We start from the raw sequence: 12287 nt of genomic DNA, 5'->3' as shown, positions 1-12287 counted from the left end.
GAGAGGGAATTCTAGGAGCCGACATAATGCTGCACGACGAAGGAGACCGTCGGCACCGACGCGACCGTAGAGACAAGGATGATCGCCGCCGCGCGCTGGACGTAGACGCCGTAGCGCTCGCCCACCACGAAGATGAGGCTGCCGGTCGGCAGCGCCGCCATGATGACGGCGCAGGCGACGTAGATCGGCGGCATCACCAGCACCTCGCTGGCGATCCACCAGGTCAGCAGCGGGTGGGCGATCAGCTTTAGGACGCTGACCCAGCAGACCTCGACCGCGCCTCGGCGGATCGACTGCCCCACCAGGAAAAGGCCCATGGCGAAAAGCGCGCACGGACCCGCCGCATCGCCCAGCAAATCCAGGAAGGTGACGACCGGCCCGGGCAGTTGCACCTGCAGAGCGGAGAGCGTGAGGCCCAAGGCGGCGCTCAGCACCAGCGGGCTTTTTACGAGTCCCAGGCCGACGTCCTTGGCGATATTGGCGAGCGAGCCGGAGGAGCGGTCGATCTCCAGAATCACTGTCAGGAACGCCATGACGACCGCGCCGTTCGCGACCGTGACGATGACGGCCGGAAGCGTCGCCGCATCGCCGAAGGCGGTCATCAGCAACGGAATGCCCATATAGCCGGTGTTCGCGAAGATCGCGGCGATCGAATGCATGCTGAGCGCGCCCAGCCGATCGCGAAAGACGAAGGTCGCCAGCAGCAACGCCAGCGCGAAGACGCCCAGCTGTCCGCCGTACCAGGCGGCGAGGAAGGGTCCGTTGAAGATCTGCTCGAACGGCGCCTCGGCCATCGCCTTGACGAACAACGCCGGCAACGCCACGAAATACACGAAGCCGTTGAGCGCGGCGGTCGAATCCTGACCCAGCAGCCGGAACCGGCCGGCGAGATAACCGGCCAGCATGATTCCGAAGATCGGCATCGTGACGGTGATGAGGGCGTCCATGGGAGCGCGACGGTAGGACCCGGGGCCGGCTTTGTCGAGCGGGCGCTCTTGCCCGCGCCGCCCGCCTCCAGTAGTGACAGGGGGCCAAGGGGGAGGCCGCAGCCGATCCACGATGACATTTCGCCGAAGGACGACGACCGCCTCATGCTCTCGAAATACGATGCGCTGATCTACTGCATGGTTCTGACCTCCGCCGCGGACGAGCAGGTGAGCGACACCGAGCTCGAGTGGATCCGCAGCCTGATCGCCAGCCTGCCGGTCTTCCGAGACTATGACGCCTCGACGATGAACCAGACGGCCGCCGACTGTCTGGCCATGCTCGACGACGAGGACGGCATCGACCTCATCATGACGCAGGTGAAGCAGGCGCTGCCCGAGCGTCTGCGCGAGACCGCCTATGCGCTGTGCGTCGAGGTCGCGGCCGCCGATCTGCACGCCAGCGAGGAAGAGCTCAACCTGCTGCAGATCATCCGCCAGAAGCTGGAGCTCGACCGGCTGATCTGCGCCGGGATCGAACGCGGCGCGCGCGCGCGGTTCGCGATCGCGTGATGAGCGACGAGGCGCGCCCCGATCTGACCGGACGCCGCGTCGCGGTCGTCGGCCTCGGCCTCATGGGCAAGCCGATGGCGCGCAATCTGCGGACCGCCGGCGCCGACGTGATCGTGCACAATCGGTCCGTCGGGCCGCAGCGGGAATTGGCCGCAGACGGGTTCGCGACCGCCGACAGCCCGGCCGAGGCGGCCCGCGCAACCGGCCCTGAGGGCGTTGTGATCGTCATGGTGACGGACACCCCCTCCGCCCGCGCGGTGCTGATCGACGGCGAGGCCAGCGTGCTGGCGGGCGTTGCACCCGGCGGGCTCGCGATCGACATGGGCACGACCCAGGTTATGGACGCGCGCGAGATGGGCGCGGCCTTCGCCGATAAGGGCGTCGGCTTCCTGGACGCGCCTGTCTCCGGCGGCCAGGTGGGGGCGCAGGAAGCCAGCCTGTCCGTCATGGCCGGCGGCTCGGACGCGGATTTCGCCCGCGCCCTTCCGCTTTTCCAGGCGCTGGGCCGCAATGTCACCCATGTCGGCGACGTCGGCGCGGGCCAGGTCGCGAAAACGGCGAACCAGATGATCGTGGCGCTGACGCTGGGCGCGGTGGCCGAGGCCTTCGTGCTGGCCGACAAGGCGGGCGTCGATCCGGCCAAGGTTCGCGAAGCGCTGTCGGGCGGGTTCGCCGGGAGCCGGATTTTGGAGCTGCACGGCGCGCGGATGGTCGAGCGCGCCTTCACGCCGGGCGGGCGCGTGTCAGTCCAGCGCAAGGACGTCGAGCAGGCGCTGGCGCTGGCGGCGCATGTCGGCGTCGACCTGCCCGGGCTGGCGCGCAACAAGCATCTCTGGGACGCGCTGATCGCGGCGGGCGGGGCCGATCTCGACCATTCCGCAATCATCAAGGCGATTGATCCCGACTGGTGATGCGGAGCGTTCAGGCCCCGCGCGCTCGGCGTCTGCGCATGGCGCGGATCGTCCCGGTCGAGGCATGCAGGAAACGCATGGGGGGAATGCCCATTCGGCCCTTCCAAAAAACCGGCCGGACTCATATGTAGACGGTGCTTCAGTTGCTGCATCGCAGCAACGCCGAGGGCGGCTCCCCGCCGCCCTTGGCCCTACGTCTCCCAGACGTGAAGCCTCCCTGTTCAACTTGCCCCCAAGCCTTTCGGCTTGGGGGTGATTTTTTGTCCGCGGAGGGACTCCGCGAAGCGGAAACCATTCCTCGTTCGGCCGATCGACAGGGGCGTCTGAAATTTTTCTAATTGCAAATTCAGATAGTTACGAAATGTAACAAATTTATCTTTGAAATTTACCCGGTATTTTAGGAAAATTTACGCTGTAGATGCACACCAGTTGGGGAGGGACGTGCGGTGACGCAGCAAGAAGAGATCGAGTCCTGGGCGCGCCTGTACAAGCGCACCTACGGGGATCGGGCGCGCGACGAGGCCTTGCGGACCTCTAAGGAGCGACAGCTCTCCGGCGACAAGGACGGCGCCGACAAGTGGCGAACGATCTCCCAGCGGCTATGACGCCGGCCGTTCGGCTTGGCGACGCCTCACGAAACCAAGCGAAAGGGCCGCGCTCGAGTCGGAGCGCGGCCCTTTCCGTTTGAGGACGACGAGCGACGGGTCAGCCGGCCTTCGATAGGGCCCGTATGACGTCGCGCATCACTTGGCGCGTCTTGTCGTCGTTGATCGCCCGCCAGTCGCGGGCGACCTTCGCAGCGTCACGATCGAGCGGTTCGACGGCGGCGCCGTCGTTGTCGATGTCCTGGAACAGCGCGCTAACCGGCACGTTTAGGATGCTCGCGACCTGGATCAATCTGGACGCGCCCATCCGGTTGGCGCCCTTTTCGTACTTCTGCACCTGCTGAAAGCTGACGCCGACCTTTTCGGCGAGCGTCTGCTGGGTCATGCCCGAGCGAATACGCAGTTCGCGCACCCGATTGCCGACCGCCACATCTACCGGATGAGCCATGATTTCCTCCACTGTCGCGCGTGCGAGCGCTGGGACGGACGCCGTCCCTCACGCGATGGGGCTCGGCGTCTCGCAACGGACGGGATGCGGATGCAAGTCTGCGCCGACATCTGGGGGCGCCGGCGCGCAGGGCCGCAAAACGTTGATGAAAGTATTACCCATCTTGCCTGAGTGTTTCAATGCCGTTGCGCCGGCTCAGAGAAAACGGGTTCTCGCAAAATCTATGCGCGACGTTCGATCCGCCGCCATCAGGCCTGCGCGGGGCCGTCTGGGCCAAAAGTCTGAAAATTGAGGAATTCGTTCGACGAAAAAAGCTTCACCTGCTCTACTCATGCGATATACTGCGATCCTTGAACACGCGATTTGCGAAGCGCGGGGTTGCATCGAGCGGCTCCGCCCCAACATCGGCCGGGGCCTCAAGGGCCTCAAGCGAGCGCGAGCCAGGAGGGGACGTGAGCGACAGCGACCGGATGCATCAAGCGCTTCGAGCGAACCTTACCGACTTGATCAAGCAGCGCGGCCTATCGCAACGCGCGCTATCCCGTCTGGCGTCTTTGGATGAGACGGCTGTGAAGCAGATCCTGAGCGGCCGGTCGCGCTCTCCGCGACTGGACACGGTGGCGCGCCTCGCCGCAGCCCTGGAAACCGACGTCGCCGGCTTGATCGGCGAACGGCGCTCGGACGTCGAATTGTTCGCTATTCTGGGGGCCGTGTTCGACGTCTTCCGCCGCTTCGGATTGATGGAGATCGACGAGCAAGAGGCCCGCGCCGTCGCGGCCGCGGTTGCCGAAGCGATCGCGCTGCAGGAGGGCGCCGAGGCGGAGCGCGCCGAACATGTGGCCTCTGTCGCGCGCAACGTCATCAATCTGCGGCGCTACCGCTCCGACGCCTCAACCGCGGGCGCAACGCAATCACCCGCCGCGAAACTAGGCAAGGTGCAGGGCTGATGCGCCAATCGACGGCCCCGAGACGGGGCCGCATTCTCTCGGCTAGCTAGTGGAACACGCTAGAGGGCCGCGCGCGATCCTGTCGCGCGCCTCGGTCCGGTCGGATCGGCGCGGGGCGCGACGCGCTTGGCCTCACCCGGAGGCGGGGCCCGTTCGCGCCAAAGTCCGGATCATATCCCGCACGATCTCGCGCGTGCCGCTGTCCTGAATGCGGATCCAATCCCGCGCCACCTTGGCGGCGTCCCGATCAAGCACGCTCGATTCCGGTTCCGGGGCGGCCGCGTCGCTGGTCTCCAGCCCTTGAAACAAGGCCTCCACAGGGACGTTCAAAACGGAGGCGATCTGAATCAACCTGGAGGCGCCCATTCGGTTGGCGCCCTTTTCGTACTTTTGGACTTGTTGGAAGCTCAACCCGATGCGCTCAGCCAACGACTGTTGGGAAAGGCCGGCGCGAATGCGGAGTTCGCGCACGCGAGCGCCTACGGCGACGTCGGTGGGATGCGGCATGCTTTGCTCCTCGCTCATTGTGCGGTCGTCGGCCAGCCGTCGCGCGGCCCGACGCGCGGACCGCGCCGCCGACCGTCGCGCCGATCGGCGCCGACGGCGCGACGCCCTCAACCCAAGACGCCCGCGCAACGCCCGAACGGCGACGTAGGCCCGCACGCCGGCACCACAATCGAGAGTAGGTCATTCCGCGGGGTTTGTCACCCCCGTCCCCGGTCTCGCGGGGTCCTTTCCCCGTAAGGTTGCGCCGCCGGGACCGTCAGCGCTCCTCTTCGGCGTCAAACGCCGAATCGATGAGGCCGATGATCTGTCGCCGAAGGGTTTCGTTGCTCAACTTGTGGAGTTTCGCCGCCGTGGCGATCGCTTTTCGGGACAACTCCGCCTGCTCCATCTCTGCGGGCTTGGGCCCGCCCTCCAGCCCTTCGAAGAAATAAGGGATCGGCAGGTCAAGGGCGATCGCCGTCGCCCAAAGGCGCGAGGCGCCGAGACGGTTCGTGCCTTTTTCGTATTTTTGGACTTGCTGAAAACTCACCCCTAAGAGATTGCCAAGTTCGGTCTGGCTCATCCCCTTCGCGACCCGCGCGTCGCGAACCTTTCGACCTACATGCACATCGGTCGGATGCGGCATACTCCTAACCTCCTGATACGCATGCGCAGGGCGTGCGCAACGCCGCCGCGCGTCGGACCTTGCAGAAGACGCCGCCACCCCCCTTTGCCGCTCGGCGTCCTGCTTCGATCAGACGGCTCGCGCCTCCCTCCAGAGACGCGATCTGCGCTGGGTTTCCGCTTCGTGAAACGGGGCACAAGCCCCGAAATCGCTCTGTCCGCCCGCCGATGAATCGCGCCGAAAGCTCTGCACGTCTTACGCGAGCGGAGCATCCTACCGCAGCGCGCAAGAGGGACACAAGGAGGAACGCAGATACATCTCCGATGAATTGGTACAAAAATAAAACAACTGATAAGCGGCTTTTAGCTCGTAACGCTTACCATGACGAGCGCCGAAATCGCCTTTATCGCGGCCGGGACTCAAACGCAGACCGCCGCCCGAACGGGGCGGCGGCCTTGGCGTCACGTCGGCGCGAGCGCGCCGCAGTCGGGCGGCGGCTGAGGGGTCAGGCGCTGTCCGGCGTCGTTCCTTGATCATCGTCGGCGATGATCAAGGTGATCGACATACCGTCGAGCGAGAGTTGATGCGTCCCGGCGTCGTATTCCTGGTCGCCGATCTTCACCGTGTCGTCCTGACCCTTGAGGATCGTCAGTTCGTTGTCCTCGTCGGTCATGGAAACCACGTCGTCGAGGCTGAGGTTGACGTCTACGACGCCCTCGGCCTCCGAGACGTCGAGCGCTTCGATGTTGGTCACGGCCTCGACGTCTTCGCCGTCGATCGATCCGTCGCTGGGCGCGCCGGCCAGCTTTAGCGTATCGTAGCCGCTGCCGCCGTCGATTCCGGAGCGGCCGCCGTCGAGGCCGTCGAGACCGTCGGCGCTGTTGGCGTCGAACGCCTGGTCGAGGGCGTCCGCGCGATCGCCGTAATCGACCGAGCCGCCCATCCCCGAAAGATCGTCGCCCGAAACCTCTAGCGTATCGTCGCCCGCCCCGCCGAGCAGCAGGTCGTCCTCGCCCTCGCCCACGATGCGGTCGTCGCCGTCGCCGCCGGCCAGAATGTTCGCCGCCTGGTCGCCGACCAACACGTCGTCGCCCCGGCCGCCGGCGACATGTTCCGCGCCGGTCCAGACGTCGCCGGACAGATTCACATTGAGCGCCTGCTCGACGCCCTCGGCCGCAGCGACCCAATCCTGACCGTCGCCCATATCCACGCCGTCGAAGAACTGACCGAGATCCTCCTCGTCCAACGCCTGCTCGCCGCCGGCCGTCTCAAGCAGCCAGCTGTCGAACGCATCGCCGTCCGGCGCGGCGGTCGCGATAGAGAACCCGACAGAGCCGCCTTGCAGCGCGACATAGCCGTCTTCGATCGACCCGGTCAGCGAGTCGGCGTCGCTTTCCGCCTCGAACACTCGATCGCCCAGTTCGACCCGGTTGACCAGCACGTTGGAGGCTTGGTTGAAGGCCTTGATCTCGATGTCGAGGGTCTCTCCCTCCGTGACGTCGATCCCCGGAATGTCGATCGTCTGCCAATTATCGAGTTGACCCAAGGCGACCGTCGCGGTGAAGACGCCGAGCGAGACCCCGTTGATCACCACTTCGAACTTGCCGTTCGAGCCCTGACCCTGACCGTTGGAGCCGACGCCGGTCTTGGCGACCGTCAGGCTCAGCGTCTCCGTCATGGTCTGCGGGGCCGCGTACTCGGCCAAATCCTCGACCACCGCGCCGTCGCCTGTCGCCTCGCTGACGAAGGCGACCGTATCGTTGTCGGCCGCGTCGGCGTCCTTCAGCGAGGGCGCCGCCGGATCGACGTCGACGCCCGCGGTGGCCGGCGCCGAGGCGACGCCGTCGTCGTCGGTCACGCGGACGGAAATTTCGCGGGCGCCCGGCGTGGGCGCTACGTCGTCGTTGATCAGCCGGACCGCCGCGATGGCTTCTTCGTAGGCGGCCGCCGGCGCGTCCCCGCCCAAGGTGAGGGTGAAGTTTCCATCGCCGTCGACGCCGGCGGACAGGATCGTGAGGCCCGTCGCCTCCAGCACCGACTCCTCGATCGTCAGCGCATCGCCGGACTGCATGCCCGAAGAGATCGTGACGCTCGCCTGCATCAAGGTCGGGCTGTCCGCGTCGTCGATCGCGACGTCGCGCGCCACTTGGACGCCGGCGAACAACGCGTCGGTGTCGATATCCAGCGGCTGCAGTCCAGAGACGGTCGGCGCGAAGGTCTGCTCCTGCCCGTCGACGTAGAGCTGCACGTCCTCGAAATTCTCGAAGCTGAGGCCCAGGCTGTCGACGGTCTGCAACGCGTCCGGATCAAGCTTCGCCGCCTTGATCGCCGCCGCCACGTCGGCCATCGCCTGGTCGAGTTGGTCCATGCCCGAGTTCAGTTCGATGCGCAGCGTGTCGTAGCCGTCGCCGCCGTCGAAACTGGCGCCGGGGCCGTCGGCCGAATAGGAGAAGGTCGCAAGGTCGTCGCCCGCGTCCCCGGATATCCGGTCCGCGCCGCCGCCCCCGGTCAAGGTGTCGTCGCCGTCGCCGCCCTTGATCACATCGTCTTCACCGCCGCCGGTCAATACGTCGTCGCCGGATCCGCCGTAGAGGCTGTCCCCGCCGTCGCCGCCGTCGATCTGATCATCGCCGTCGCCGCCGTCGATCACGTCGTCGCCGGCGCCGCCCTCGATCACGTCATCGCCGCCGCCGCCGGAAATGGTGTCGTCGCCCGCGCCGCCGGTCAGCTGATCGGCGTCGTCGCCCCCTTCGATCACCACCCCCTGGGTGCGAAGCGCCTCGACGCTGACGCTCTGCCCGTCGAGATCGAGGATGGTCAGACTCTCGACATTCTGGACCTTGAGGCTGAGGCTCTCGAACAAGCGTTCCTCATTCGCCGCAGGACCGCTCGCGATCCAGTCGGCGAGGTCGATCAAGTCGGAGACGATGTCGGCGTCCAGCAGGTCCATCGGACCGACGGTCAGCGTCAGCGCATCCGCGCCCGTTCCGCCGTCGACCACGTCCTGGCCCGCGTCCGGATCGACCGTGAGCGAAAGCGAATCGTCGCCGTCGCCCGCGATCAGCGTGTCCGCGCCGGTCCCGCCGTCAAGCACGTCGTCGCCCGCGCCCGCGCCTTGATCGATCGTGACGGTGAAGCTGTCGGTGAAGCTGGCGCTGTCGCTGCCGCCGTCGGGGTCGACGTCGGTAACGGTCGTCGTGACGCTGACCGTGAAGTCGCCGGTTCCGGCGGGCACGATCGCCTGCAGGCCCTGCAGCTGGTCCGGGGTGAAGCTGACGGTGTCGTAAACCGCGCCCGACGCGTCGGTCAGCACCACGCCGTTCGGCAGACCGGCGAGCGTGACCGTCAGGCTTTCCGACCCGTCGAGATCCGCGCCGAGCTGCGCGCCGAGCGCCAGCGAGACTGAGGCGGCCCCGTTCGCGCCGTCGCCGATCAACACGTCGTTCCCGGCCCCGCCGGTCAACGTGTCCGCGCCGCCGCCGCCGGTCAGCTGGTCCGCGCCCGACGTGCCGTTCAGCACGTCGTCGCCCGCGCGCGCCTCGGCGCCGGAGACGTCGGACACGGTGACGCTCGGCGCGTCCGCAGCGGCCGCGACGCTGACGCTCAGCGTCTTCTGCACGCTCTGCGCGTCGCCGCCGTCGCTGGCCGTCGCGGTGACGGTCAGATCGAAGTCGGCGGCGCTGTTCGCCGGCGGCGTCACGGTAAGGCCCGAGAGGTCCGCCGCCGTCAGGATGACGGAGCCGTCCGGCTGGATCTGGCCCGCCGAAAGGCTGGCGCCCTGGGGCAGGCCGGTGACGGTGATGGTGAGCGCGTCTGAATCCTGAACCGCCGCGGTGAGATCGAGCGGAATCGCCTGATCTTCCGACCCGGCCGCGTCGTTGACCGTCAGCGCGGGCGCGGCCGCAGACGCCGCAACGTCGACCGCGATCGACCCCGTCGCGACCGCGGCGTCGCCGCCGTCCGCCTCAGTCGCGGTCGCGGTGACGCTCAGCGTGAAGTCGGCGTCGCTGCCCGGCGCAGGCGTCAGCGTCAGGCCGTCAAGCTCCTCCGCCGTCAGCAGCACGGATCCGTCCGCCTGCACCTGGCCGGCGGACAGCGTCGCTCCGGAGGGCAGACCGTCGATGCGGATGGTCAGACTCTCCGAGCCGTCGATGTCGGTGAGCGCGGCTTGAATGTCGAGCGGAATGGCCGCGCCGTTCTCGACGCCGGAGACGCTGGTCTCGCCGATGGTCAAGACGGGCGCGTCGGCCTCCGCCGCAAGCGAGACGGCGATCTCCCCGGAAACGCTGGCGCTGTTCGCCCCGTCCGCGCTGGTCGCGACGACGGAGAGGGTGAAGTCGACGTCGCTGTTCGCCGGCGGCGTCAGGGTCAATCCGTCCAACTCATCGGCCGTCAGCAGGAGGGACCCGTCGGGCTGCACCGTACCGGCTGACAAGGCGGCGCCGTCCGGCAGCCCGGAGATGGTGATCGTCAGCGTCTCGCTGGCGTCCGTCGTGAGCGCCGTGAGATCGAGCGCGATCTCCCCGTCTTCCACACCGGCCGCGTCTTCGACGGCGAGGCTCGGGGCGTCGGCTGCGCCGGCGATCGAGAGATCGGCCGCCGAGCTGTCGCTCGCGCTCTCGCCGGTCAAGAGGTTGGTCGTCTCCGCGGTGACGCTCAGGCTGAAGTCGCCCGAGGCGTCTGCCGGCGCCAGGATCTGCAGGCCGTCCAGCTGATCGGTCGAAAGCGCGATGTCGCCGCCGCCCGCGAATTCGTCCCCGGCCGCGTTCACCAGCGTGTAGCCCGCCGGCAGGCCCGCCAGCGTCACCGTTGTGCTGAGCGCCGCGCTGTCGGGCGCGTCGACGGAGATCGTCAGATCGGTCGGAGCGTCTTCGACGCCAGGCTCAATGCTGAAGGAAACCGCGACGCTCGGGTCGGGGGAGGGACCGTTGAGCGTGACGCTCTCAAGATTGGAGACCGTGATTCCCAGGGCCTCGAACGTCCCTTGCTGGCCGGCGGCCAGCGCCTTCAAATCCGCCAGCACGCCGGAGTCCGCGAGGTCGGCTTCCGTGAAGACGATCTCCAGCGTGTCCGCGCCCGCTCCCCCGTCGATCACGTCGGCGCCGTCGCCGACCGCATAGCGGATCACATCGTCGCCCGCGCCGCCCAGGATCTCGTCGTCGCCCGCGCCGCCGATGATGACGTCGTCGCCCGCGCCGCCGGACAGATAGTCCCCGCTGTACTGGCTGGTCTCGTCGCCGCCGGCGTAGGCCCCGCCGGTGATGACGTCGTCGCCGTCGCCGCCTTCGGCGACCAGGCGCTTGTCGAGATCCGCGGCGGTGATCGTATCGTCGCCCGCGCCGCCGTCGATATAGACGGTCTCGTTGATGATGTCCGTGTCGCCCAGCGCGCCGACGTCGACGCTGTCCGAGCCGGAGCCGAGGTCGAGGCCGAGCTCCTCCACATCGTCCATGGTGATCACGGTGCCGTTCGATTCCGTGATGACCACCTGGCCGCTGGAGTCCTGACTGACGGTCCAGCCGGTGGGCACGGCGCTGGACGCCATGCTGATGGTGAAGAGGTCGACGCCCGAGCCGCCCGAAACGGACCCGACGACCGGATCGTTGGGATCGAAATTATAGCTGTAAGAGCCGCTGATCGAGCCGCCCGGAAGCGCATCGGAGCCGCCGTCCGCGACGCTTCCGGGACCGGCGTCGTCGCCGTCGAGCGTCCCGCTGGCGTTCGAGCCCTCGTCGACGCCCGTGTCGAACGGGTTGTTGTCATTGCTCGTATCGGCCGTCAGCACGCCGGACAGATCGCCGGAGCCGCCTTCGAGCAGCTGACTCATGAGACGCAGGAAAGCCGCGCTCTTGGTCACGGCGGCGATCGCGCCGCTGGGACCCGCTGCGGTTTCCAGGTCGTTCAACTGCTCCGCGAGTTCTTCCAGCGCCGCCTCGTCAAGAAGCGCCTGATCCCCGTCGGTCGGATCCTTATTGCCCTCGCCGGACTCCTCCAGCGGCGGCTGGGTCGGCGAGTAGGCGATCGCCTCGCCGAAGACGCGCGCCTGCTCCAGCGGATCCATCATTTCGATTTCGCCCGGCGCTCTCTCGAAGCCGGTGACCCGCGTCGTCTGGCCGACGGAACTCAGCACTTGCTCGCCGCCCGCGTTGCGCACGACGACCGCGCCCTCGAACAGGGTGACCGCGGTCTCGCCGTCCTGCGCGCCGACGTCGATGCCGTACTTAGTGCCGCGGATGCCGATGGTGGCGACCGGGGTGCGGACCTCCACATCCTCCGGGTTCGCCTTGCCGATGTGGCCGGAGGCGAAGACGAAGGCGCCCTGCACCACGTCGAACAGCTGATTGCCGGATTGGGTGCTGTCGTCATAGACCATCTGGTCGACCACGAGGCGGGCCTCGCCGCCCATCGACATCGTGCTGTCGTCGACGAACAGCACGCCCAGCGCGGAATCCGGCCCGGTCACGATGGTGTCGTTCTCAAAGATCTGGGAGCCGGCTTCCAACGGCTCTTCGGTTCCGTCGGCGCGGATGACGGTCGCCGTCCCCTTCATAGCGTCGACCGAGCCGATCGGCTCGCCCAGGGCTGCGTCGCTCGTCACGCCGCCGGACTGCGCGACCTGGCCGGCGGTCTCCGGGCCGGCCAGTTTCGCCGCCGTGTCGCCCAACAGGCGCGCGCCGGTCTCGGTGGTCAGCGTCGGCAACGCGTCGGGGCCGCCGGCGTAGAAATCGACGACGACGATAGTATCGCCGCTCGGCAAGTCGATGTGCAG

General features: G+C 67.5%; 9 protein-coding genes. 4 read left to right on the top strand and 5 right to left on the bottom strand.

Going from position 1 to position 12287, the window contains the following annotated elements; genetic code table 11:
* Nucleotides 1-11: 11 nt before the first annotated feature.
* Nucleotides 12-947, bottom strand: coding sequence for an AEC family transporter (locus RIB45_RS04480; protein ID WP_350049025.1), 936 nt, complete (start codon nt 945-947; stop codon nt 12-14).
* Between the two features lie 144 nt (nt 948-1091).
* Between RIB45_RS04480 and RIB45_RS04475 the strand changes: the two genes are divergently transcribed.
* The 3 genes from RIB45_RS04475 to RIB45_RS04465 all read left to right on the top strand — a co-directional run bounded on the left by RIB45_RS04475 (nt 1092) and on the right by RIB45_RS04465 (nt 3012).
* Nucleotides 1092-1496, top strand: coding sequence for a tellurite resistance TerB family protein (locus RIB45_RS04475; RefSeq protein WP_350049024.1), 405 nt, complete (start codon nt 1092-1094; stop codon nt 1494-1496).
* Entirely contained in the window at nt 1496-2407 is a 912-nt protein-coding gene (locus RIB45_RS04470; RefSeq protein ID WP_350049023.1) for an NAD(P)-dependent oxidoreductase, read from the top strand. The genes RIB45_RS04475 and RIB45_RS04470 overlap by 1 nt, the downstream gene beginning before the upstream one ends.
* A gap of 446 nt (nt 2408-2853) precedes the next feature.
* Nucleotides 2854-3012 carry a hypothetical protein gene (locus tag RIB45_RS04465; RefSeq protein WP_350049022.1) on the top strand — a complete coding sequence of 53 codons (159 nt, stop codon included), beginning with the start codon at nt 2854-2856 and terminating at the stop codon, nt 3010-3012.
* 100 nt (nt 3013-3112) lie between these two features.
* Here RIB45_RS04465 and RIB45_RS04460 read toward each other — a convergent pair whose 3' ends face one another.
* Nucleotides 3113-3460, bottom strand: coding sequence for a helix-turn-helix domain-containing protein (locus tag RIB45_RS04460; protein WP_350049021.1), 348 nt, complete (start codon nt 3458-3460; stop codon nt 3113-3115).
* A gap of 452 nt (nt 3461-3912) precedes the next feature.
* Between RIB45_RS04460 and RIB45_RS04455 the strand changes: the two genes are divergently transcribed.
* Entirely contained in the window at nt 3913-4407 is a 495-nt protein-coding gene (locus RIB45_RS04455) for a helix-turn-helix domain-containing protein (protein WP_350049020.1), read from the top strand.
* 132 nt (nt 4408-4539) lie between these two features.
* Here the strand turns inward: RIB45_RS04455 and RIB45_RS04450 are convergent, their stop codons facing one another.
* The 3 genes from RIB45_RS04450 to RIB45_RS04440 all read right to left on the bottom strand — a co-directional run bounded on the left by RIB45_RS04450 (nt 4540) and on the right by RIB45_RS04440 (nt 12275).
* Complete coding sequence (locus tag RIB45_RS04450; RefSeq protein WP_350049019.1) at nt 4540-4914, bottom strand: helix-turn-helix domain-containing protein; 375 nt, start codon at nt 4912-4914, stop codon at nt 4540-4542.
* Nucleotides 4915-5170: 256 nt separating this feature from the next.
* The gene (locus RIB45_RS04445; protein WP_350049018.1) at nt 5171-5539 is read right to left on the bottom strand and encodes a helix-turn-helix domain-containing protein; all 369 of its coding nucleotides are present in this window, start codon (nt 5537-5539) and stop codon (nt 5171-5173) included.
* A gap of 484 nt (nt 5540-6023) precedes the next feature.
* The gene (locus RIB45_RS04440) at nt 6024-12275 is read right to left on the bottom strand and encodes a FecR domain-containing protein (protein WP_350049017.1); all 6252 of its coding nucleotides are present in this window, start codon (nt 12273-12275) and stop codon (nt 6024-6026) included.
* Between the last annotated feature and the right edge of the window lie 12 nt (nt 12276-12287).

It is taken from the genome of Marivibrio sp. (assembly GCF_040218065.1).
GTDB lineage: Bacteria > Pseudomonadota > Alphaproteobacteria > UBA8366 > Aestuariispiraceae > Marivibrio.
Note: the sequence above shows the minus strand (reverse complement) of the source record. Positions and strands in the feature narration are given on the sequence as shown.

Bases quoted from the DNA above. Each gene is read 5' to 3' on its own strand.
- RIB45_RS04480 (WP_350049025.1), bottom strand. From the start codon at position 947: ATGGACGCCCTCATCACCGTCACGATGCCGATCTTCGGAATCATGCTG.
- RIB45_RS04475 (WP_350049024.1), top strand. From the start codon at position 1,092: ATGCTCTCGAAATACGATGCGCTGATCTACTGCATGGTTCTGACCTCC.
- RIB45_RS04470 (WP_350049023.1), top strand. From the start codon at position 1,496: ATGAGCGACGAGGCGCGCCCCGATCTGACCGGACGCCGCGTCGCGGTC.
- RIB45_RS04460 (WP_350049021.1), bottom strand. From the start codon at position 3,460: ATGGCTCATCCGGTAGATGTGGCGGTCGGCAATCGGGTGCGCGAACTG.
- RIB45_RS04450 (WP_350049019.1), bottom strand. From the start codon at position 4,914: ATGCCGCATCCCACCGACGTCGCCGTAGGCGCTCGCGTGCGCGAACTC.
- RIB45_RS04445 (WP_350049018.1), bottom strand. From the start codon at position 5,539: ATGCCGCATCCGACCGATGTGCATGTAGGTCGAAAGGTTCGCGACGCG.